Here is a 21,317-nt window from a genome sequence, read left to right on the forward strand (position 1 = left end):
GAGAGAGATATGTTTGATTTACTCCTGCGCCGTGCGCGCCTCGTCGACGATACCCTGACCGATATCGCCATCCGGGACGGTAAAATCGCGGCGCTTGGCGAGATTAGCGCGCCTGCGCGCAAAACCCTTGAACTGGACGGCCGCTATTACGTCAGCGCAGGCTGGATTGACTCTCACGTTCACTGCTATCCGAACTCGCCGATTTACCATGATGAGCCGGACAGCGTGGGGGTTGCTACCGGCGTGACCACCGTGATTGACGCGGGCAGCACCGGTGCGGACGACGTTGATGACTTCTACCAACTGACCCGCAAAGCCGCGACCGAGGTTTATGCCCTGCTTAACATTTCCCGCGTCGGGCTGATTGCCCAGAATGAACTGGCCAATATGGCGAATATTGACGCAGAGGCGGTGAAGCAGGCGGTCAACCGCTACCCGAACTTTATCGTCGGCCTGAAGGCGCGGATGAGCAGCAGCGTGGTGGGTGAAAACGGCATTACGCCGCTGGCGCGCGCAAAGGCAATTCAGCAGGAAAACGGCGGCCTGCCGCTGATGGTGCATATCGGCAACAATCCGCCCGATCTGGATGAAATCGCCGATCTGTTGACCTCCGGCGACATTATTACTCACTGCTATAACGGCAAGCCCAATCGCATTCTGACGCCGTCCGGCGAGCTGAAGAGTTCGATTACCCGCGCGCTACAGCGCGGCGTGCGCCTTGATATCGGCCACGGCACCGCCAGCTTCAGCTTCGAAGTGGCGCGCCGGGCGATTGCCATGGGCATTCTGCCGCACACCATCAGCTCCGATATCTACTGCCGCAACCGTATCGACGGTCCGGTGCGCTCGCTGGCGCTGGTGATGTCGAAATTCCTCGCTATAGGGATGTCGCTGCCGCAGGTTATCGACTGCGTGACCGCCAACGCCGCGGAAGGCCTGCATCTTTCCCATAAAGGGCGGCTGGAAGTGGGCTATGACGCCGACCTGACGCTGTTTACTCTCGCGCAGATGCCAACGGTGCTGGTGGATGCTGAAAAAGAGAGCCTTCAGGCCGACAAGATTCTGCTGCCGCTTGCCGCCATTCGCGCGGGCAAGGGCTATCTGACCGAACAAGGGAGCGCGGAAAATGCCTTCGATTTTTGAGAAATATGATTTAAAGCAGGTCATTAACACCTCCGGACGCATGACCATTCTCGGCGTCTCGACGCCGCGACCGGAAGTCGTGGAAGCCGCGATGGCGGGGATGAACCAGTACTTCGAGATGAAAGATCTGGTCAATAAAACCGGCGCGTATATTGCGAAGCTGCTGGACGTGGAAGGGGCGACCGTTGTCTCCTGCGCCTCGGCGGGCATCGCCCAGTCGGTGGCGGCGGTGCTGGTAAAAGACAGCGACTGGCTGCTGGAAAACCTGCACGTGACGCCGATTGAAAACAACGAAATCGTGCTGCCTAAGGGCCACAACGTCAACTTTGGCGCGCCGGTGGGCACCATGGTAGCGCTGGGCGGCGGCAGGCTGGTGGAAGCGGGCTACGCCAACGAATGTTCCGCCGGGCAGCTGGCGGCGGCTATCACCCCGCGCACCGCGGCCATTCTGTATATCAAATCCCACCACTGCGTGCAGAAAAGCATGCTCAACGTGGCGCAGGCGGCAGCGGTGGCGAAGAGCCATAATCTGCCGCTGATTGTCGATGCGGCGGCGGAAGAAGACCTCCAGGCCTACTATCGCGCCGGCGCGGATCTGGTGATTTATAGCGGCGCGAAGGCGATAGAAGGGCCGACCAGCGGGCTGGTTATCGGCAAAACCCAATACGTTGAGTGGGTCAAACGCCAGTCGAACGGCATTGGCCGGGCGATGAAGGTGGGTAAAGAGGGGATCCTCGGCCTGACCTGCGCCATTGAACACTATCTGACGGCGAGCAAAGAGAGCGGTGAAGAGATGGTGGCGAAGATGACGCCGTTTATTCAGCAGCTTAATACGCTCGATGGCGTCACCGCGCGCGTGGTCTGGGACAGCGCCGGCCGCGATATCGCGCGGGCGGAGATTAAGTTTGATGAAGCGGTGACCGGCGTCAACACCGGCGATCTGGTCAATGCGCTGAAGCAGGGCGAATACGCCATCTACTTCCGTGGCTATAAAGCAAATGAAGGCATTATTGAAGCCGATGTCCGCAGCGTGAACGCGCAGCAGCTGGAGATTGTCTCCCGTCGCATCGCAGAGGTTTTGAACAAGGAGAAAAACGCATGAAACTGACCCCTAATTTTTATCGTGACCGCGTCTGCCTGAACGTGCTGGCGGGAAGCAAAGAGAACGCCAGCGAGATTTATGAGGCGGCGGAAGGTCATGTACTGGTGGGCGTGCTCTCCAAAAATTACCCGGACGTCGCCAGCGCGGTTGCCGATATGCGTGAATACGCGCAGCGGATTGATAACGCGCTCTCCGTGGGGCTGGGCGCGGGCGATCCGAACCAGTCGGCGATGGTCAGCGAAATTTCGCGTCAGGTGCAGCCGCAGCACGTCAACCAGGTATTTACCGGCGTGGCGACCAGCCGCGCGCTGCTGGGCCAGAACGAAACCGTGGTTAACGGCCTGGTGTCGCCAACCGGTACGCCGGGAAGGGTGAAGATCTCCACCGGTCCGCTCAGCAGCGGCGCGCCGGATGGCATCGTGCCGCTGGAAACCGCGATTGCCCTGCTGAAAGATATGGGCGGCAGTTCAATCAAATACTTTCCGATGGGCGGGCTAAAGCATCGTGACGAGTTTATTGCGGTGGCCGAGGCCTGCGCCCGTCATGATTTCTGGCTGGAGCCCACCGGCGGGATCGATCTGGAAAACTACGGCGAGATCCTGCAGATCGCGCTGGACGCCGGCGTGAGTAAAATTATCCCGCATATCTACAGTTCGATTATTGATAAAGCCAGCGGTAATACCCGCCCGGCGGACGTGCGTCAGCTGCTTTCGATCACCAAACAGTTAGTACAATAGCGCCGATTGCCCCTCCACCCCGGCCCTCTCCCTGACAGGGAGAGGGAGAAAAACAGAGACGGAGCCTTTTGCGCCGATCGCGCGAAGAAATACCGAACTGCGCCCTCGGCCCTATGGGCGAGGATTAGGGTAAGGGGAAACCTCCACCGAACCATCAAGGAGTCACCATGCCAACCGCTCGTCACCTGCTTGTTGCTTCACTCTCTCTGCTCGCCGCCGGCGCCGCTGCGCAAACCCAGTACGCCTGGGTCGGTACCTACAACCCCAATGGGGAAGGCCTGTATCGCTTTACCGTCGATAACCAGACTGGGGAGCTGCGCGATAAAGCGCTGGTCGCTAAGCTACCTAACCTGGCCCAGCTCACCGTTTCGGCGGATGGCAAAACCCTGTACGCCGCCAGCGAAGTGGAAAAGGGTGTGGTGCAGGCGTGGCGCATCGGCAGTAACGGCGAACTGCGTGAGCTGAATCAGGTCGCTTCCGGCGGCGCCGGGCCGGTTTATCTCTCCCTGACTCCCGATGGACGCCATCTGCTGGTGGCAAACTACGTCAGCGGCAGTATCGCCGTGCTGCCGGTGAAAGAAGATGGTAACCTGGGCGAGGCGGTGGACGTGCATCAGGATCAAGGCCCTGCGGGAGCGGAACGCCCGGCGGCAGCCGTCGAAGGCAGTTTTGCCATTAGCGATCATAACGGCCCCCACGCCCATATGATCGCCGCCGATCCCAGCGGTAAGTTCGTTTACTCCACCGACCTCGGGCTGGATCGGATCTATCAGTACCGGCTGGATAACGCCACCGGGAAGCTAACGCCGAACGATCCGCCGTTTATTGCGGCCTCATCTCCCGGCGCCGGACCGCGCCATTTTGTGTTTACGCCGCAGGGCGACGGGCTATGGTTAATTAACGAAGAGGCGTCGACGCTCACTTTCTATCATCTCGATAAGCAAAGCGGCCTGTTGCGCGAGGGGAAAACGGTCTCGGCGCTGCCGGAAGCGTATAAGGGCACCAGTTTTGCCGCCGGTCTGGTTCTGAGCCGCGACGGCAAGCAGCTGTACGTTGCTAATCGACTGCATAACAGCATCGGCCACTTTACGGTGCTGGCCGACGGCAGCCTGCGCCATCAGGACGATATCTGGACCCGCGGCGACTATCCGCGCACGCTGACGCTCGACAGTCAGGGGCAGTGGCTGTACGTCATGAACCAGCGTAGCGACAACATCACCCGCTTTCGCGTCGCGCCGAAGGATGGCAGGCTGACGTTCTCTCCGGACTATACCCCGGTTGGCAGCCCGTCGCAGATGGTGATATCCGCTCAACCCTGAGCCGTAAGAAAAAGGAACTGACATGCGATTTCCCAATCAACGTTTAGCGCAGCTGTTTACCCTGTTGCAAAACGAAACGCTGCCCCAGGAGGAGCTGGCGCAGCGGCTGTCGGTTTCTACTCGCACGGTGCGCGCGGACATCACCGCGTTGAACGCGCTGCTGCAGCACTATGGCGCGCAGTTTATCCTCACCCGCGGCAGCGGTTATCAGCTGGTGATTCACGATCCGTCGCGCTATCAGACGCTGGCAGAGAGTGCGCCGAAAGCGCAGCATATCCCGCGAACCGCGGCGGATCGCATCCACTTTTTGCTGGTGCGCTTTTTAACTTCCGCTTTCTCAATCAAGCTGGAGGATCTGGCCGATGCGTGGTTCGTCAGCCGCGCCACCTTACAGGGCGATATGGTTGACGTACGCGAGCGCTTTCAGCGTTATCAGCTCACCCTTGAGACCCGGCCGCGTCACGGTATGAAGCTGTTCGGCAGCGAGGTCTCCATTCGCGCCTGCCTGACCGATCTGCTGTGGGAGCTAAGTCAGCAGGGGCCGCTGAACCCGCTTATCGGTGAAGAAGCGTTTGATGCCAGCGTACCGACGCTGCTGGCTGGCGTGCTGCAGGAAACGCTAACCCGCCATCACGTTCGCCTGACCGACGCCGGGGAGCGCTTTATTTGCCTGTACGGCGCGGTTGCCGTGCGCCGAGTGAGCGAAGGATATCCTTTAGCCGATTTTAGCGCCGAGGATGTCGCGCAAAACGTACGCGATGCCGCCCGCGAGCTGGCAAATACGATGCAGCAGCTGGCGGGCAAACCGCTTGCTCCGGCGGAAGAGGAGTGGCTGTGCGTCCACCTTGCCGCCCGCCAGGTGCAGGATGTCGATCCGGGGACTATCAGCGCCGACGACGACGAAGCGCTGGTGAACTACATCCTGCGCTATATCAATCAGCAATATAACTATAATTTGCTGGAGGATGCCCAGCTGCATGCGGATTTGCTGACCCATATTAAGACCATGATCACCCGCGTGCGCTACCAGATAATGATCCCCAACCCGCTTCTGGAAAATATCAAACAGCACTACCCCATGGCGTGGGACATGACCCTGGCGGCGGTATCCAGCTGGGGAAAATATACCCCCTACGCCATCAGCGAAAACGAGATCGGCTTTCTGGTGCTGCATATCGGCGTCGGGCTGGAGCGCCATTACAATATCGGCTACCAGCGCCAGCCTCAGGTGCTGCTGGTCTGCGATACCAGCAACGCGATGGTGAGGATGATTGAAGCCATCCTGCAGCGTAAGTATCCGCAGCTGGAAATTGCCGCCACCCTCTCGCAGCGCGAATATGAACAGCGGGAAGAGATCGCGGAAGATTTTGTCATTTCCACCGTGCGCATCAGCGAGAAAGATAAGCCGGTAGTTACCATTGCGCCATTTCCTACCGACTACCAGCTCGACCAAATCGGCAAGCTGGTGCTGGTGGACCGCACCCGTCCCTGGATGCTGAATAAGTATTTTGATGAGACTCACTTTCAGGTGATAGATACCCCGATGGATCAGCAGGCGCTGTTTGCTACGCTGTGCCAGCAGCTGCAGCAGGAGGGGTTTGTCGGGGCGGAGTTCCATGATTCGGTCGCGGAGCGTGAGGCTATCGTCAGTACCATGCTTGGCGACGGGATCGCGTTACCTCACGCCCTCGGGCTGCTGGCAAAAAAGACCGTGGTTTATACCGTAATTGCGCCGCACGGCATCGCCTGGGGCGATGAAACCGCGCATATCATCTTCCTGCTCGCCATCAGTAAAAGCGAGTATGAAGAGGCGATGGCGATCTACGATATTTTCGTCACCTTCCTGCGCGAGCGCGCAATGACCCGCCTTGCTGCCACCCGCAGCTTCGCTGAGTTTAAAGCGGTGGCCATGGAGTGCGTCAGCCGGTTTTGAGATGCGCTGCCAGAGAATGGTATAAGCTGGGTGAAACCGTAAAAGAGCAGTTCAAAAGTCAGCTGGCGGTCGTGCTGGAGAACCTTCATATTGAATCTTCGCGGTTGACCCGACTGCTATAAAATTCAGCTGAAATCAGCGGGATACCGACTGGTGTATCAGGTTCGGGATGAGGTGGTGATTGAAGGTTTAGGTTATTCCTGTGGGAAAACGAGAAAAACTAGCCGTCTATCGGAACGTCAATAAACGGCTGTCGCGAGAGGCTATCTCAGGTGATGCACAACCTGATTGCTGCTGCCGCGCCAGATTAGCGCCGGGTCTTTGAGATCCTGCACAAATTTGCCATCAACCAGTACGTTGATGAGATCCACCACCTGCATCTGCGCGTCGTTAAGTTCGTCCAGCTTGTAGCCGGTCCATACCCAGATATCTTTGCCGGGGCACTCGGCGCGAACGCGCTGCACCAGCTTAAGGATCTCCGGCACGTTCTGCGGGTGCAGCGGGTCGCCGCCGGAAAGCGTGATCCCCTGGCGCCTGATACGCGTATCGTTGAGGTCAGCAATGATGCGGTCGGCTATCTCGGCGGTAAACGGCATGCCGGAGTTCAGCCGCCAGGTGCTTTTGTTGTAGCAGCCGGGGCACTCGTGAACGCAGCCGGAAACGAACAGGGTGCAGCGGGTGCCCGGACCGTTAACAATATCTACCGGGTAGTACTGATGGTAATTCATTTTTCGCTTCTCAATTAACGCCATAGCCGCGTTGGCTGCGCTCGCTCACCCCAGTCACGTACTTAATGTACGCTCCCGGGGATTCCCTCGTTTGCCGCCTTGCTCTGACGCTAATTGCTTTGCGAAAACGGAGGGGCTGTGCATTTGTAAAGGGAACGGCTCCCGGCGTCGCTGCGCTCGGCCGGGCTACGAAGAGCCGCATACGCGGTTGTAGCCCGGATAAGGCGCTTTGCGCCGCGATCCGGGAACGGCTCCTTAGTGGCCAAACGGCTACGGGGCCGGCCCCCTCTCCCCGTCGGGGAGAGGGGAAGGGGCTAAACCACCTGGAATTAACCGATCTGCCCGTTGCCCAGATGCTTCACGCGGCGCTTCACTTCTTCCTGCTTGCCGGCGTTGAACGGGCGGGCGTCCGGGCTTCCGAGATAACCGCATACCCGGCGGGTTACCGACACGCGAGAAGCATCGTGGTTGCCGCATTTCGGGCAGGTGAAGCCTTTGCTGGTACACTCGAACTCACCGGTAAAACCGCACTCGTAGCACTCATCGATAGGCGTATTGGTCCCGTAATAGGGCACGTGCTGATAGCTATAATCCCACACGTCTTCCAGCGCCCGCAGGTTGTGCTGAATATTCGGGTACTCGCCGTAGCAAATAAAGCCCCCGTTAGCCAGTGGCGGGTAAGGCGCTTCAAAATCGATTTTATCGTACGGGTTCACCTTCTTCTCCACATCGAGGTGGAAGCTGTTGGTGTAATACCCTTTGTCGGTGACGCCTTCGATCACGCCGAACTCAGCGGTGTCCAGACGGCAGAAGCGGTCGCAGAGATTTTCGCTCGGCGTGCTGTACAGGCTAAAGCCGTAGCCGGTCTCGTCTTTCCACTGGTCTACCGCTTCGCGCAGACGCTGAACGATGGCGACGCCTTTTTCACGCAGCGCTTCGCTATCGTACATAGGCTTATTGCCGAACAGCGCGTTGATGGTTTCATGGATACCGATATAGCCAAGAGAAATCGACGCGCGGCCGTTTTTGAAAATCTCCGAAACGTCGTCATCCGCTTTCAGGCGCACGCCGCAGGCCCCTTCCATATACAGAATCGGCGCAACGCGAGCCTTCACTCCTTCCAGACGGGCGATGCGGGTCATCAGCGCTTTACGCGCCAGCTGCAGACGCTCATCCAGAAGTTTCCAGAACACAGCTTCGTCGCCGCGGGCTTCCAGGGCAATACGCGGCAGGTTGAGGCTGATAACGCCGAGGTTGTTGCGGCCATCGTGCACCTGTTCGCCGTCCTCGTTTTCCCACACGCCGAGGAAGCTGCGGCAGCCCATCGGGGTTTTGAACGAGCCGGTCACCTTCACGACCTGATCGTAGTTGAGGATATCCGGATACATGCGCTTGCTCGCGCACTCCAGCGCCAGCTGTTTAATGTCGTAGTTCGCGTCGCCAAACTTATGGTTCAGGCCGTCGCGAATGGCGAAGACCAGCTTGGGGAACACCGCCGTTTTGCGATTTTTACCGAGTCCCGCGATGCGATTGCGCAGAATGGACTGCTGAATCAGACGCGATTCCCAGCTGGTACCGAGGCCGAAACCGAAGGTGACGAACGGCGTCTGACCGTTGGCGGTATGCAGGGTGTTCACTTCATATTCCAGCGACTGGAAGGCGTCGTAGCACTCTTTCTCGGTGCGGGAACGGGCATAACCTTCGGCGTCGGGGATTTGCCACTCTTCGGCAATTTTACGGTGCTTATTGAAGCTTTCGGTAACAAACGGCGCCAGCACTTCATCGATGCGGTTGATGGTCGTGCCGCCATAAATATGGCTGGCGACCTGCGCGATAATCTGCGCCGTTACCGCGGTGGCGGTAGAGATGGACTTTGGCGGCTCAATCTCGGCGTTGCCCATTTTAAAACCCTGCGTCAGCATGCCTTTAAGATCGATCAGCATGCAGTTGAACATCGGGAAGAATGGCGAATAGTCGAGATCGTGATAGTGGATCAGGCCGCGCTCGTGCGCCATCACTACGTCATGCGGCAGCAGGTGCTGACGCGCATAGTGTTTAGCCACGATACCCGCCAGCAGATCGCGCTGGGTAGGAATGACTTTACTGTCTTTGTTGGCGTTCTCGTTGAGTAACGCCGAGTTGGTCTGCTCAACCAGGCCGCGAATTTCCTGGTTCAGACGACCGCGTTTTTCACGTTGGCTATCGCGGTCGTGGCGATATTCAATGTAGGCACGCGCCAGTTGCTTGTAAGGGCCGGACATCAGCTGATTCTCAACGGCGGTCTGGATCTCGTTGATATCAACCTGGGTGCGGCCCTGCATTTGCTGGCTAACGACTTCTGCGACGGTGGCGCAATAGTCTGCGTCATCGACTCCCGCTGCTTTAGCTGCACGTAGAATTGCTTCATTAATGCGCTCTGACTTGAACGGCACTTTACAGCCATCGCGTTTCATCACATGCGGTGTCATGATCACTCCATACTTTTTATAGAACAGGTTATCCACAGAGGCGGAAGGTTAACCGAAGTCCCGGGGCGCTATAGCTGCCGCCGTTTCCCTCCGATCCCGGCCCTTTTTATCCACATCCCATCACCGCCCGGGTACGATGGGTTGTGGTGACATAATAGACTATTAATACAATATGTGGGGCCGGGGCGCATTTTAAGTTCTATATGTAGTGCTTTGCATCAAAGATGTTTGCAATTTTATTGATGCAGAACAAAGTAAAAAGAGGAGAGCAGGAATGATGGGCGCTTGCGCTTAATGTAAATTTATCCGCTTATAAAATAAGCAAAAATGGGGCCTGAACGCAGGAAATTCAGGCCCGATAGGGATAACGTCAGGCGAGCAGCGCGTCGTTAAGCAGGTCGACCAGCAGCAGCAGGGCGTAGCGGGCGGCTTGTGCATTCTCGGGCAGGGGCAGCAGCGCGGAGGCCATATTGCTTAATGAATGGTCGGCGGGAGTGAGGGCGAAAATTGTCGCTTCTTGTACCCGGGCCAGCAGGGTCGCGCCCTGCAAAATCGCATCGGCCTCGCCGGTTGCCAGCACCAGCAGAAGATGATCGTCACTAAGGGTACTGGCTATCATGCGCATCAGGGCGCTGTCCTGGCAGAGATTCATCACGATCCCGATGGAGAGCAGCTGGTGCTGGAGCAGCGTGGCCAGCGCAATATCCTGTGCGCCAAGGGCGAAACAGTGTACGGCGCGGGCATTTTGCAGACGCGTGCGCAGCTTTTGCAGCGTAGATTCGGGGGTGCTTACCAGCTGTTGTTCCAGACTTGTGCTAATCAGGCTTAATTTGTCGCGCCACGCGGCGGGCAGCGCGGCGCTCTCTTCGTTTAGCCAACCGGTGCGCCGTTCGCAAGCCTGCGCCAGCTGCTTACGCAAATCACGAATATCCTCGCAGCCTACGGAGCGGGCAAAGCGGGTAATCGTGGCTGCGCTCACGCCAGCGCGCGCCGCCAGTTCATCAATCGAGGCGCTGGCGGTAAAACTTAAATTCTGCAGAATAAATGCCGCGACCTTCGATTCCTGAGCGCTTAAGCGAGTCATGCCTTCCTGTAACTGTCCTACGATATCCATGCTTTCAGCCTCTCTCTGCCACCGCCAGATTGAAAATATTTTTCAAATAATGATGGCTTTTTATACCACTTAATCACGCGTAATGCTTGGGATTATTGTTGGTTCGGCTTTTTATGGGCAATTATAAGGATGAAAAATAACGCCTCGATCACGTACGTGAAAAAAATTTTCATATAGCCTTCTTCTGTACCCGCACCTCGCCCTATAGTCGATGGTGCCTGTTTAGCACTCGCTCAAGCAAAACCCATGGGGAGGAATTATGCCACGTATTGTCCTGTGCTGCGCCGCCGGAATGTCCACCAGCATGCTGGTTAACAAAATGAAAGCCGAGGCGCAACAGCGCGCGCTGGCGCTGGAGATTTACGCTGTACCCGTCGCCGAGTTTGAGCGCGAGTTGCCCAATGCCGACGTGATTTTGCTGGGGCCGCAGGTGAAGTATGAAGCGGCCCGGTTGACGGAGCTTGCTGCCCCGCACGGAAAAGCCGTGGCGGTGATCGACATGGCGGATTACGGCATGATGCGCGGGGCCGCCGTACTGGATAAAGCGCTCGCTCTGCTGAACCACTAACGCTTTCCCATCAACGCGTTCATTTCGCAAAGCCACTGCGGCCTTGCGCGGGGATCTGTACGCCAAAAATGAGGCCACTATGCAAGCATTGAAAATAGCTGTAATCGGCGGCGGCAGCAGCTATACGCCGGAACTTATCGAAGGCATCATCCTTCGCCATCAGCAGATTCCGGTCACGGAGCTGGCGCTGGTCGATGTTGACGCCGGGCGCGAGAAAGTGGCGATTATCGCCGCGCTGACCCAGCGTATGTTTAAGCGCCATGGCCTCGAACAGGTTAAGGTCAGCGTGCATTTCAGCCTGGATGAGGCCATTCGCGGCGCTAAATTTGTGCTGACTCAGCTGCGGGTTGGTCAGCTGGCGGCGCGGGCGGCGGATGAGCGTCTGGGGCTGAAGTATCAGCTGCTGGGCCAGGAAACTACCGGCGTCGGCGGATTTGCCAAAGCGCTGCGCACTATTCCGGTGATTTTACAGGTTGCCCGCAAGGTGGAAGCGCTGGCGCCCGATGCCTTTATCCTCAATTTTACCAATCCGGCCGGGATTGTGACGGAAGCGGTGAGTCGCTACAGCAGCGCCAAAATCATCGGCCTGTGCAACGTGCCCATCAATATGCAGCATATGATTGCCGGAATGCTGGACGCAAAAGAAGAGGAGGTTCGGCTGAGCTTCGCCGGGCTGAATCATATGGTCTGGGTACACAAGGTGATGCAGGGGCGGGAAGAGGTGACCAGCAAGGTCATCGACATGCTGTGTGACGGTCAATCGCTCTCGATGAACAATATTCAATCGCTGCCGTGGCCGGCGGAGTTTCTGCGGGCCCTGAAGGCGATCCCCTGTCCCTATCATCGCTATTACTGGCTGACGCCGGCGATGCTGGCGGAAGAGATTGAAGCGGCAAAAACCAAAGGCACCCGCGCAGAGCAGGTGATGAAGGTGGAACAGGAGCTGTTTGATATCTATGCCCGGCCCGATCTGGATGAAAAGCCCGAACAGCTGAGCTTCCGCGGCGGTGCGTACTACTCCGAGGTGGCGGTGGAGCTGATTAACGCCATCTACAACAATCTTGGCAAGGAGATGGTCGTCAACACCCGCAACAACGGCGCGATTCACGGCTTCGATGATGATGCGGTGGTGGAAATTAACAGCATTATTGACGCGCAGGGCGCACGACCGCTGGCCTTTGGCGCGCTGCCGCCGATCATGAACGGACTGACGCAACAGGTGAAAGCCTTCGAGCGCTTGACGATTGAGGCCGCGGTCCACGGCTGCCGGGATAGCGCGCTGCTGGCGCTGGTGAGTAACCCGCTGGTCGGGAATGTGACCGATGCCCGGGCGCTGCTTGATGAGGTGTTAACCATCAACCGCCCCTGGTTAACGCAGTTTAACTAAACTTTTCCGCCTTCGGGGATACCACTATGTCTCGTACTTCATTTATTGAACGCTATGTCATGCCCGCCGCGCTGAAAATCGGCGGGCAGAAGCATGTCCTGTCGGTACGTGACGGCATTATCCTTAATATGCCGTTTATGCTGATCGGTTCGTTTTTCCTGATATTCGCTTATCTGCCGATCCCTGGTTACGGTGAGCTGATGGCCAGCGTGTTTGGCGATGCCTGGCGCGATAAGATGCTGTACCCGGTCAAAGCGACCTATGACATCATGGCGCTGCTCTCCGCCTTCGGCATTGCCTACCGGCTGGCGGAGAAATATCGCACCCTGGATCCGCTAAGCGCCGGGGCGATGTCGCTGGTGGCGTTTGTGATGACAATCCCCCAGGTGACGCTCTTTACGCCGGCAGACGGTTCAGCGGCGCAAATCGTCAAAGGCGTGCTGCCGGTGGGGATGATTGGCAGCCAGGGACTGTTTGTGGCGATTGTGATTTCGCTGCTCTCTACAGAGATTTATCGCCTGGTGGCCAGCCGTAATCTGGTGATCCGCATGCCGGACGGCGTACCGCCCGCGGTGGCGAAATCTTTTCTCGCCCTGATCCCCGGTTTCTGCGTGCTGGCCGTGGTGCTGGCGCTGCGCCTGATCGTTGAAGCTTCGCCGTTCGGCGATATCAATAGCATGATTACCACCCTTATCGGTATTCCCATGTCGCACGTCGGCGGTTCGCTGCCGGGGATGATTATCTCGGTGATCCTGATTGGTATCCTGTGGACCCTGGGGCTGCACGGCGACACCATTGTGCTGGTGTTTATTCGCCCGGTCTGGCTGTCGAATATGTCGGAAAACCTGGAAGCGTTTCAGAATGGACTGCCGATCCCTCATATCATTACCCAGCAGTTTTATGATCTGTGGATTGCGCCCGGCGGTACCGGTGCGCTGCTGGGGCTGGTGATTTTTATGCTGCTGCACAGCCGTAGCCAGCAGATGAAACAGCTGGGAAAAATCGCCGCGCCGGGGGCGCTGTTTAATATCAGCGAGCCGATGGTATTCGGCATTCCGCTGGTGATGAACCCGTACTTCTTCCTGCCGTTTATTTTGACGCCGGTCCTGCTGGTGATTGTCTCGTATACCGCGATGGCCACCGGGCTGGTGATGAAGCCGGCGGGGATTGCGCTACCGTTTACCACGCCTATTTTTATGAGCGGCTATCTGGCGACCGGAGGGCATATTTCCGGCGCGGTGCTGCAGGTGGTGAACCTGGCGATCTCGCTGGTGATCTACTATCCGTTCTTCCGGGTATGGGATCGCCTGAAGGCGAAAGAAGAGCAGGCGTCCGCGCAGCCGGAGGCCAGCGCGACGCTGTCGGCGGCTGACCGTATTTAAAGCGTATTCCCGGAGGCGGCGCTTGACGCGCCTGCCCGGGCTACCGGCCCGCAGACGGCTGTGAATCGGTAGCCCGGCTAAGCGTAGCGCAAGCCGGGGAGGGGGTTACGCCTGCAGCCACCATACCGCTTCAAACGGGCGCAGGGTCATATCGGCAGGGCGGTTCGCCGCTTCCGCGTAGTTGCTCATGAGCGTCCGCCAGTCGCCACTCATGGCTTCCGGCTGCCAGCGCTGGAACTCGCGGCTCAGGTTCGCCACGACGACCAGCGTTTGTCCCTGCCACTGACGGCGGTAGCACCACAGCGACGGATGTTCCGGCAGCAGGTCCTGGTAATCGCCCCAGGTCAGCACCGGCGTGCTCTTGCGCAGCGCAATCAGCTGCTGATAGGCATAAAACACGGATTCCGGGTCCGCCAGCGCTGCTTCGGCGTTAATCTCGCGATAGTTGTCGCACAGCGCAATCCACGGCTCGCCTGCGGTGAATCCGCCGTTTTCACCGCGGTTCCACTGCATGGGCGTGCGGCTGTTATCGCGCGATTTACTGGCCAGAATCGCCAACAGTTCATCCGCGTCCCGGCCCTGAGCCGCGCGTTCGATATACATGTTGTGGCTCTCAACGTCGCGATAATCGGTGATGCGCGTAAAGTGCGGATTAGTCATGCCAATCTCTTCGCCCTGATAAATATAGGGCGTGCCCTGCATGCCGTGCAGCACCATCGCCAGCATTTTCGCCGCCGGGACGCGGTATTCCCCTTCATCACCGAAACGGGAGACGATGCGCGGCTGATCGTGGTTACACCAGAACAGCGCATTCCAGGCGCGATTGTGCATTCCCTGCTGCCAGTGCCTGAACAGCGATTTCAACGCCACAAAATCCGGTCGCGCCAGCGTCCACTTCTCTCCGCCGGGGTAGTCCACCTTCAGATGGTGGAAGTTAAAGGTCATCGAGAGTTCGCTGCCGTCGAGCGCCGCATATTTTTGGCAATGTTCAAGCGTGGTGGAGGACATTTCGCCCACCGTCATCAGATTTCGCGGGGTGAAGACATCGCGGCTCATCTCCTGCAAAAATTCGTGCGCTCGCGGACCGTCGGTATAAAAGCGGCGGCCATCGCCAGCGGTATCGGACGGGAAGGACTGGTCTTTGGAGATAACATTGATCACGTCGAGGCGCAGGCCGTCGACGCCGCGATCGGCCCAAAATTCGCAGACTTTTTTCAGTTCTGCGCGCACGGCAGGGTTTTCCCAGTTCAGATCCGCCTGCTCAACGGCGTACAGATGCAGATAGTACTGCTCGCTTTCGGCGTGCCACTGCCAGGCGTTGCCGCCAAACTTAGATTGCCAGTTGTTCGGCGGGGTGGTCGGCTCGCCGTCGCGCCAGATATAGAACTGGCGATACGGACTCTCTTTGCTGAGCGCTTCCCGGAACCAGGCATGCTCGGTCGAAGTGTGGTTCAGCACCATATCCAGCACGATACGAATTCCTCGCGCCTTCGCCTGAGCCACCAGCTCATCGAAATCGTCCAGCGTGCCGTAGGCAGGGTCGATAGCGGTATAGTTGGCCACATCGTAGCCGTTATCCACCTGCGGCGAGACATAGAACGGCGTCAGCCAGATAGCGTCAACGCCAAGCTTTTGCAGATAGTCGAGGCGGGAGGTGACGCCGCGCAGATCGCCGGTACCGGTGCCGGTCGTATCCTGGAAACTCTTCGGATAGATTTGATAAATAACGCCGTTTTGCCACCAGAGGGGAAGGGTATTCATATTGCGTTCCTGCTACAAAAGAGGGGGGCGACAGCGCGCCCCGAAAATAAGATGTCAGACAATCTGTAAGGTGCCCTGGCGGAATTTGCGTTGGTAAACGACCGTCGTCAGGACAATCGGCACAATCACGGCAATGGCCATCGCCAGTGCGTAAACCTGCCAGTAGGTGGGTTGAATAGAGAGAATGCCCGGCAGGCCACCGACGCCGATGCCGTTGGCCATCACACCGTTCAGTCCGCACAGCAGCCCGGCAAGACCGGAGCCGACCATCGCGCAAAGCATCGGGAAGCGGTATTTCAGATTGATACCGTACATAGCGGGTTCCGTCACGCCGAGATAGGCGGAAATGGCGGCCGGAACGGAGATTTCGCGTTCGTTCTGTTTACGGCTGGCGATGATTATCCCCACCACTGCCGACGCCTGAGCGATGTTGGACAACGCAATCAGCGGCCATACCGGCGTACCGCCCATGCTTTGAATCATCTGCATATCGATGGCGAGCGTGGTCTGATGGACTCCGGTGATCACCAGCGGGGCGTACAGGAAGCCGAACAGCGCGGCGCCAATCGGCGCAAAGCTGCCGGTTAACAGATGACGCACGGCCCAGGCCACGCCGTCGCCAATCATGCGGCCAACCGGTCCGATAAAGGCGTGCGCGAGGAAGACCGCCAGGATCAGCGAACAGACCGGCACGATCACCAGGTAAAGATAGTCAGGCACGATGCGTTTCAACCGCGTTTCAATAAAGCCGAGCGCCAGCCCCGCCATCAAGGCCGGAATCACCTGCGCCTGGTAGCCGACTTTCTCAATCGTAAACAGGCCGAAGTTCCATACCTCCGGCACCTGCTGACCCAGCAGGTAGGCGTTCATCAGCTGCGGAGAAACTAACGTAACGCCCAGCACGATGCCGAGGATCGGCGTGCCGCCTATTTTCTTTACCGCAGACCAGCAGATACCCACCGGCAGGTAGAAGAAGATCGCCTCGCCAATCAGCCACAGGAAGTCATAAAGGGTTTTCAGCGACGGATGCATCTGCGCCAGCGTCTGGCCGTTGCTCATTGGCAGATCGCCGATCACGTTGCGGAAGCCTAAGATCAGGCCGCCGCTGATCAGCGCAGGTAGCAGCGGGAAGAAGATCTCCGCGAAATGTGAAATGAGTTGTTCATGCCACTTCATATTCTGGCGTGCGGCTTTTTTGGCCTGCTCTTTATCCGCGCTGGCCTGGCCGGTGGTCGCCAGTAGCGCTTTATAGTAGTCGCCAACCTCGGTACCGATCACCACCTGGAACTGACCGGCGTTGGTAAAGCAGCCCTTCACCATGCGTAGTTGTTCAATTTCTTTCGGTTTGGCAATGGCTGGATTATTCAGCACAAAGCGCAGACGGGTAATACAGTGGCTGACGGTGGCGATATTATCGCGTCCGCCCACCAGTTCGATAAGTTTATCGATGTCCTGCTGATTTACTTTACTCATGATGAGGCCTCATGACCGAGGGGAGAGGTTGCATTTAACTTGCAGTGGATCCTACTCGCTCCGTTTGAATTGCAAAATGGGAACGTTCCCGAAACGCAGCGAAGATCACATAAATCGTTAAGACTGGCTTAATTCAGTACGGCGGGAATGACGATTTGACGAGGCTCTCGACTGCCGGCGATCTGCTCGATCAGCTGCTTAGCCGCCTGGCGTCCGGACTCGGCGTAGCCGGGATCGACGGTCAGGATCTCCGGGTGGAGAAACTTCATCAGCGGCGTGCTGCCGACGCTGGCAAGCTGGAGATGATCGATACCCTGTTGCTGGAGATATTTGCTGGCCCCCAGCGCGAGGGTGTCGGTGGCGCAGACCAGCGCGCTGGTTTCAGCCGACAGCAGGCAGGCGACGTTTTCGTAGCCCTGCTTCATGCCCAGGCCTGGCAGCGCGGCAAGGGGCGAGAGGTGCTTTTGACGGCAGAAATCGAGGTAGGCCTGGTGGCGGCGCTGCCCGGTGGTGACGTCGCTGTGCGGAACGCCGAGGAAGCTAATGTGGCGATGCCCGCGATCGTACAGGCGCTGCATCAGCATCCTGATCGACCCTTCATCGTCATAGCACACGGAGGCGATGCCCGGCGCGTCGCGGGCCAGCAGCACCAGCGTCTCCCGCCACGGGGTGAGCATCTCTTCATGGATGCCGGTAAAACCAAACAGCACCACGCCGTCGATATTGCGCCGGGCGAGCATGCCGAGATGCTCCTCTACCAGCGCCGGGGAGAACTGGCTTTCCATCATAATCGGATCGTAGCCCTGCTCGTAAAAGGCGGGCAGCATGGTCTGGACGGCAAGGTTTTCCGACAATGAATCCAGACGCGTGACGATAATCGCCACCACTTTGTCGCTTTGGCCGCGCATCGCCCTGGCAGAACGAGAGGGTGAAAAACCGTGCTGCTGCATCACCGCTTCGACTCGCTCGCGAGTGCGTTTGCTAACGCCGCTTTCGTTATTAAGCACGCGCGATACCGTCGATTTCCCGACGCCGCTTAAGCGCGCGATATCTTTGATGGTCAGCCGGTTTTGCATGCAGGGTTCTCGTTGTAGTCCGCTTAAAGTGAGCCTAATGCTACTCAACGAAACCACAATGAGCAAAGTCTGGTTTACGTCTGGTTTAGTTGCCGGGGGGTATCATCGCCATAATAGCCACAAATAGATTATCGGTGACGTTATAATTCGCGCCGTTTGTATTCATTTACCGGAGATTTTATGGACCCCGATCCCACTCCTCATCCTCGATGGAGCTACCACTTTTTCCGGTAAATCTGCTTAGCGCTGCTTTACCGGAAGCGTAAAGCAGCGATGTCTTTGATGTCCCTGCCATAAAAATAACATGCCTGACAGGTAAGGTTGACTTGCGCCTGTCGTTAGCGCTGCGTTCGCTCGTGCGAGCGCGGAGGGACCGTTTATGTTGAAAAATTTTACCCGCCAGCTGTTCGCCCAGCTTGGCCGCCATTTACCGCATCGTTTAGTCCAGCGCGATCCGCTTCCTGATGCCCGCAATATGGCGAGCGCGCCAATCCCCGATTCTCTTGGCAAGCAGTGCCTGAATGTCGCGGCAATGGATGAGAATGAAATCTGGCGCGCTTTCGCCAGCCATCCGGAAGGGCTCAATGCAGGCGAAGTGGCGCAGAAAATCGCCCGGTATGGCGAAAACCAGATCCCGGCGCAGAAACCGTCACCCTGGTGGGTGCATCTGTGGAGCTGCTATCGCAACCCCTTCAACCTGCTGTTGACCGTCCTGGGTATCGTCTCCTACTCGACGGAAGATCTGTTTGCCGCGGCGGTCATCGCCCTGATGGTGGGGATCTCCACGCTGCTGAACTTTATCCAGGAAGCCCGCTCGACCAAAGCGGCGGACGCCCTGAAGGCGATGGTCAGCAATACCGCGACGGTACTGCGGGTGGTGAATGAGCAGGGTGAAAGCCGCTGGTGCGAGCTGCCCATCGACCAGCTGGTGCCGGGGGATATCGTTAAGCTATCGGCGGGAGACATGATCCCCGCAGATCTGCGCGTTATTCAGGCGCGCGATCTGTTTGTCGCCCAGGCGTCGTTGACCGGTGAATCGCTGCCGGTTGAAAAAGTCGCCCGTACCCGCGATCCGCTGCAGACGAACCCGCTGGAGTGCGACACTCTGTGCTTTATGGGCACCAACGTGGTGAGCGGTTCGGCGCAGGCGATTGTTTTCGCCACCGGCGGCGGTACCTGGTTTGGTCAACTGGCTGGCCGCGTCAGCGAGCAGGAAAGCGAGCCGAACGCCTTTCAGAAAGGGATCAGCCGGGTCAGCATGCTGCTGATCCGCTTTATGCTGGTGATGACGCCGGTTGTGCTGCTGATTAACGGCTATACCAAAGGCGACTGGTGGGAAGCGGCGCTGTTCGCGCTCTCCGTCGCGGTGGGTCTGACCCCGGAGATGCTGCCGATGATCGTCACCTCGACCCTGGCGCGCGGGGCGGTGAAGCTGTCAAAACAGAAAGTGATCGTCAAGCACCTCGACGCGATACAGAACTTTGGCGCGATGGATATTCTGTGCACCGATAAAACCGGTACCCTGACGCAGGATAAAATCGTGCTGGAGAACCACACCGATGTCTCCGGCAAGGTGAGCGAACGCGTGCTGCATACGGCCTGGCTGAACAGCCACTATCAGACCGGACTGAAGAATCTGCTCGATACCGCAGTGCTGGAAGGCGTTGAACAGGAGTCGGCGCGCGGGCTGGCGGAACGCTGGCAGAAAGTGGATGAGATCCCGTTCGATTTTGAGCGTCGCCGCATGTCGGTGGTGGTGCAGGAGCAGAGCAACGTTCATCAACTGATCTGCAAAGGGGCGCTGCAGGAGATCCTCAACGTCTCGACCCAAGTGCGCTATAACGGCGACATCGTACCGCTGGACGACACCATGCTGCGGCGCATCCGTCGGGTGACCGACAGCCTCAATCGTCAGGGATTGCGCGTGGTGGCGGTGGCGACGAAGTATCTGCCCGCCCGCGAAGGCGACTACCAGCGCGCGGATGAATCCGACTTGATCCTTGAAGGCTATATCGCCTTTCTGGACCCGCCGAAAGAGACCACAGCCCCGGCGCTGAAAGCGCTGAAGGCCAGCGGTATTACGGTCAAAATCCTGACCGGAGACAGCGAGCTGGTGGCGGCCAAAGTCTGCCACGAAGTAGGTCTGGATGCGGGTGAAGTGGTCATCGGCAGCCAGGTTGAAGCGCTGAGCGATGATGAACTGGCCGAGCTGGCAAAACGTACCACCCTGTTTGCGCGCCTGGCGCCGTTGCACAAAGAGCGTATCGTGACTCTGCTGAAACGCGAAGGACACGTGGTGGGATTTATGGGCGACGGCATTAACGACGCCCCGGCGCTGCGCGCGGCGGATATTGGTATTTCCGTCGACGGCGCCGTGGACATTGCTCGTGAAGCGGCAGATATCATCCTGCTGGAGAAGAGCCTGATGGTACTGGAAGAAGGGGTTATTGAAGGCCGCCGGACCTTCGCCAATATGCTCAAATACATCAAAATGACCGCCAGCTCCAACTTCGGCAACGTGTTCAGCGTGCTGGTGGCCAGCGCCTTCCTGCCGTTTCTGCCGATGCTGCCGCTGCATCTGCTGATCCAGAATCTGCTGTACGATGTCTCCCAGGTCGCCATTCCGTTTGATAACGTTGACGATGAGCAGATCCGTAAACCGCAGCGCTGGAACCCGGCGGATCTCGGGCGCTTTATGGTCTTCTTTGGGCCGATCAGTTCGATATTCGATATTCTGACGTTCTGCCTGATGTGGTGGGTGTTCCACGCCAATACGCCGGAACATCAGACCCTGTTCCAGTCCGGCTGGTTTGTGGTGGGCCTGCTGTCACAGACGCTGATCGTGCATATGATCCGCACGCGGCGGATCCCCTTTATCCAGAGCCGCGCGGCCTGGCCGCTGATCGTGATGACGCTGCTGGTCATGGTGGTTGGGGTAGCGCTGCCGTTCTCACCGCTGGCGGGGTATCTACAGCTTCAGGCGCTGCCGTTAAGCTACTTCCCATGGCTGATTGCTATCCTGGCGGGCTATATGACCCTGACCCAAATGGTTAAGGGCTTTTACAGCCGTCGCTACGGCTGGCAGTGAGCGAGGCGCTTTAAGAGCAGAAACAACAAAGGCAGCCA

15 protein-coding genes and 1 pseudogene are annotated in these 21,317 nt (G+C 58.1%); 10 read left to right on the top strand and 6 right to left on the bottom strand.

The window, feature by feature from the left end; translation table 11 throughout:
* Nucleotides 1–9: 9 nt before the first annotated feature.
* The 6 genes and pseudogenes from ABLV75_RS05700 to ABLV75_RS05725 all read left to right on the top strand — a co-directional run.
* Nucleotides 10–1,143 (top strand): amidohydrolase/deacetylase family metallohydrolase, encoded by a 1,134-nt coding sequence (locus ABLV75_RS05700; RefSeq protein WP_017145069.1) that lies wholly within the window; start codon nucleotides 10–12, stop codon nucleotides 1,141–1,143.
* Nucleotides 1,127–2,245, top strand: coding sequence for a DgaE family pyridoxal phosphate-dependent ammonia lyase (locus ABLV75_RS05705; RefSeq protein ID WP_004108979.1), 1,119 nt, complete (start codon nucleotides 1,127–1,129; stop codon nucleotides 2,243–2,245). The genes ABLV75_RS05700 and ABLV75_RS05705 overlap by 17 nt, the downstream gene beginning before the upstream one ends.
* On the top strand, nucleotides 2,242–2,982 hold the full coding sequence (locus ABLV75_RS05710; RefSeq protein ID WP_004108976.1) for a KDGP aldolase family protein: 741 nt from the start codon (nucleotides 2,242–2,244) through the stop codon (nucleotides 2,980–2,982). Before ABLV75_RS05705 ends, ABLV75_RS05710 begins: the two co-directional genes overlap by 4 nt.
* A gap of 167 nt (nucleotides 2,983–3,149) precedes the next feature.
* Nucleotides 3,150–4,301 carry a lactonase family protein gene (locus ABLV75_RS05715; RefSeq protein WP_004108973.1) on the top strand — a complete coding sequence of 384 codons (1,152 nt, stop codon included), beginning with the start codon at nucleotides 3,150–3,152 and terminating at the stop codon, nucleotides 4,299–4,301.
* A gap of 22 nt (nucleotides 4,302–4,323) precedes the next feature.
* Nucleotides 4,324–6,234: a PRD domain-containing protein gene (locus ABLV75_RS05720; protein WP_016809337.1), complete on the top strand. Its 1,911-nt coding sequence runs from the start codon at nucleotides 4,324–4,326 to the stop codon at nucleotides 6,232–6,234.
* Nucleotides 6,216–6,487, top strand: a pseudogene (locus ABLV75_RS05725) (type II toxin-antitoxin system RelE/ParE family toxin); the annotation flags it as partial. The gene ABLV75_RS05720 and the pseudogene ABLV75_RS05725, both read left to right, overlap by 19 nt.
* A gap of 10 nt (nucleotides 6,488–6,497) precedes the next feature.
* Here the strand turns inward: ABLV75_RS05725 and nrdG are convergent.
* From nrdG to ABLV75_RS05740, 3 genes are all read right to left on the bottom strand, one after another.
* Nucleotides 6,498–6,962: an anaerobic ribonucleoside-triphosphate reductase-activating protein gene (gene nrdG / locus ABLV75_RS05730; protein ID WP_004108967.1), complete on the bottom strand. Its 465-nt coding sequence runs from the start codon at nucleotides 6,960–6,962 to the stop codon at nucleotides 6,498–6,500.
* A gap of 329 nt (nucleotides 6,963–7,291) precedes the next feature.
* Entirely contained in the window at nucleotides 7,292–9,430 is a 2,139-nt protein-coding gene (nrdD, locus tag ABLV75_RS05735) for an anaerobic ribonucleoside-triphosphate reductase (RefSeq protein WP_004108965.1), read from the bottom strand.
* A gap of 370 nt (nucleotides 9,431–9,800) precedes the next feature.
* The gene (locus ABLV75_RS05740) at nucleotides 9,801–10,544 is read right to left on the bottom strand and encodes a MurR/RpiR family transcriptional regulator (RefSeq protein WP_004108963.1); all 744 of its coding nucleotides are present in this window, start codon (nucleotides 10,542–10,544) and stop codon (nucleotides 9,801–9,803) included.
* Nucleotides 10,545–10,803: 259 nt separating this feature from the next.
* On the opposite strand from ABLV75_RS05740, the gene ABLV75_RS05745 reads away from it, so the two are divergent.
* The 3 genes from ABLV75_RS05745 (at nucleotide 10,804) to celB (ending at nucleotide 13,881) form a co-directional block, all read left to right on the top strand.
* A complete protein-coding gene (locus tag ABLV75_RS05745; RefSeq protein WP_016809334.1) occupies nucleotides 10,804–11,112 on the top strand; it encodes a PTS sugar transporter subunit IIB in 309 nt (102 codons plus the stop codon).
* Nucleotides 11,113–11,191: 79 nt separating this feature from the next.
* Nucleotides 11,192–12,499, top strand: a complete 1,308-nt coding sequence (locus ABLV75_RS05750) for a 6-phospho-beta-glucosidase (protein ID WP_004117522.1) — start codon at nucleotides 11,192–11,194, stop codon at nucleotides 12,497–12,499.
* A 26-nt stretch (nucleotides 12,500–12,525) separates the two neighbouring features.
* Complete coding sequence (gene celB, locus ABLV75_RS05755) at nucleotides 12,526–13,881, top strand: PTS cellobiose transporter subunit IIC (protein ID WP_047720430.1); 1,356 nt, start codon at nucleotides 12,526–12,528, stop codon at nucleotides 13,879–13,881.
* Between the two features lie 105 nt (nucleotides 13,882–13,986).
* Here celB and treC read toward each other — a convergent pair whose 3' ends face one another.
* The 3 genes from treC to treR all read right to left on the bottom strand — a co-directional run bounded on the left by treC (nucleotide 13,987) and on the right by treR (nucleotide 18,191).
* Nucleotides 13,987–15,642, bottom strand: a complete 1,656-nt coding sequence (treC, locus tag ABLV75_RS05760) for an alpha,alpha-phosphotrehalase (RefSeq protein WP_004117526.1) — start codon at nucleotides 15,640–15,642, stop codon at nucleotides 13,987–13,989.
* A gap of 54 nt (nucleotides 15,643–15,696) precedes the next feature.
* Nucleotides 15,697–17,115: a PTS trehalose transporter subunit IIBC gene (gene treB / locus ABLV75_RS05765; RefSeq protein ID WP_004108948.1), complete on the bottom strand. Its 1,419-nt coding sequence runs from the start codon at nucleotides 17,113–17,115 to the stop codon at nucleotides 15,697–15,699.
* 128 nt (nucleotides 17,116–17,243) lie between these two features.
* Nucleotides 17,244–18,191, bottom strand: a complete 948-nt coding sequence (gene treR / locus ABLV75_RS05770) for a trehalose operon repressor TreR (protein WP_004108945.1) — start codon at nucleotides 18,189–18,191, stop codon at nucleotides 17,244–17,246.
* Nucleotides 18,192–18,570: 379 nt separating this feature from the next.
* Between treR and mgtA the strand changes: the two genes are divergently transcribed.
* Nucleotides 18,571–21,279: a magnesium-translocating P-type ATPase gene (gene mgtA, locus ABLV75_RS05775; protein WP_023329150.1), complete on the top strand. Its 2,709-nt coding sequence runs from the start codon at nucleotides 18,571–18,573 to the stop codon at nucleotides 21,277–21,279.
* The last annotated feature ends 38 nt before the right edge of the window (nucleotides 21,280–21,317 follow it).

Origin of the sequence: Klebsiella sp. CN_Kp066 (genome assembly GCF_040065135.1) — a bacterium.
Lineage (GTDB): Bacteria > Pseudomonadota > Gammaproteobacteria > Enterobacterales > Enterobacteriaceae > Klebsiella > Klebsiella oxytoca.

Bases quoted from the DNA above. Each gene is read 5' to 3' on its own strand.
- ABLV75_RS05700 (WP_017145069.1), top strand. From the start codon at position 10: ATGTTTGATTTACTCCTGCGCCGTGCGCGCCTCGTCGACGATACCCTG.
- ABLV75_RS05705 (WP_004108979.1), top strand. From the start codon at position 1,127: ATGCCTTCGATTTTTGAGAAATATGATTTAAAGCAGGTCATTAACACC.
- ABLV75_RS05710 (WP_004108976.1), top strand. From the start codon at position 2,242: ATGAAACTGACCCCTAATTTTTATCGTGACCGCGTCTGCCTGAACGTG.
- ABLV75_RS05715 (WP_004108973.1), top strand. From the start codon at position 3,150: ATGCCAACCGCTCGTCACCTGCTTGTTGCTTCACTCTCTCTGCTCGCC.
- ABLV75_RS05720 (WP_016809337.1), top strand. From the start codon at position 4,324: ATGCGATTTCCCAATCAACGTTTAGCGCAGCTGTTTACCCTGTTGCAA.
- nrdG (WP_004108967.1), bottom strand. From the start codon at position 6,962: ATGAATTACCATCAGTACTACCCGGTAGATATTGTTAACGGTCCGGGC.
- nrdD (WP_004108965.1), bottom strand. From the start codon at position 9,430: ATGACACCGCATGTGATGAAACGCGATGGCTGTAAAGTGCCGTTCAAG.
- ABLV75_RS05740 (WP_004108963.1), bottom strand. From the start codon at position 10,544: ATGGATATCGTAGGACAGTTACAGGAAGGCATGACTCGCTTAAGCGCT.
- ABLV75_RS05745 (WP_016809334.1), top strand. From the start codon at position 10,804: ATGCCACGTATTGTCCTGTGCTGCGCCGCCGGAATGTCCACCAGCATG.
- ABLV75_RS05750 (WP_004117522.1), top strand. From the start codon at position 11,192: ATGCAAGCATTGAAAATAGCTGTAATCGGCGGCGGCAGCAGCTATACG.
- celB (WP_047720430.1), top strand. From the start codon at position 12,526: ATGTCTCGTACTTCATTTATTGAACGCTATGTCATGCCCGCCGCGCTG.
- treC (WP_004117526.1), bottom strand. From the start codon at position 15,642: ATGAATACCCTTCCCCTCTGGTGGCAAAACGGCGTTATTTATCAAATC.
- treB (WP_004108948.1), bottom strand. From the start codon at position 17,115: ATGAGTAAAGTAAATCAGCAGGACATCGATAAACTTATCGAACTGGTG.
- treR (WP_004108945.1), bottom strand. From the start codon at position 18,191: ATGCAAAACCGGCTGACCATCAAAGATATCGCGCGCTTAAGCGGCGTC.
- mgtA (WP_023329150.1), top strand. From the start codon at position 18,571: ATGTTGAAAAATTTTACCCGCCAGCTGTTCGCCCAGCTTGGCCGCCAT.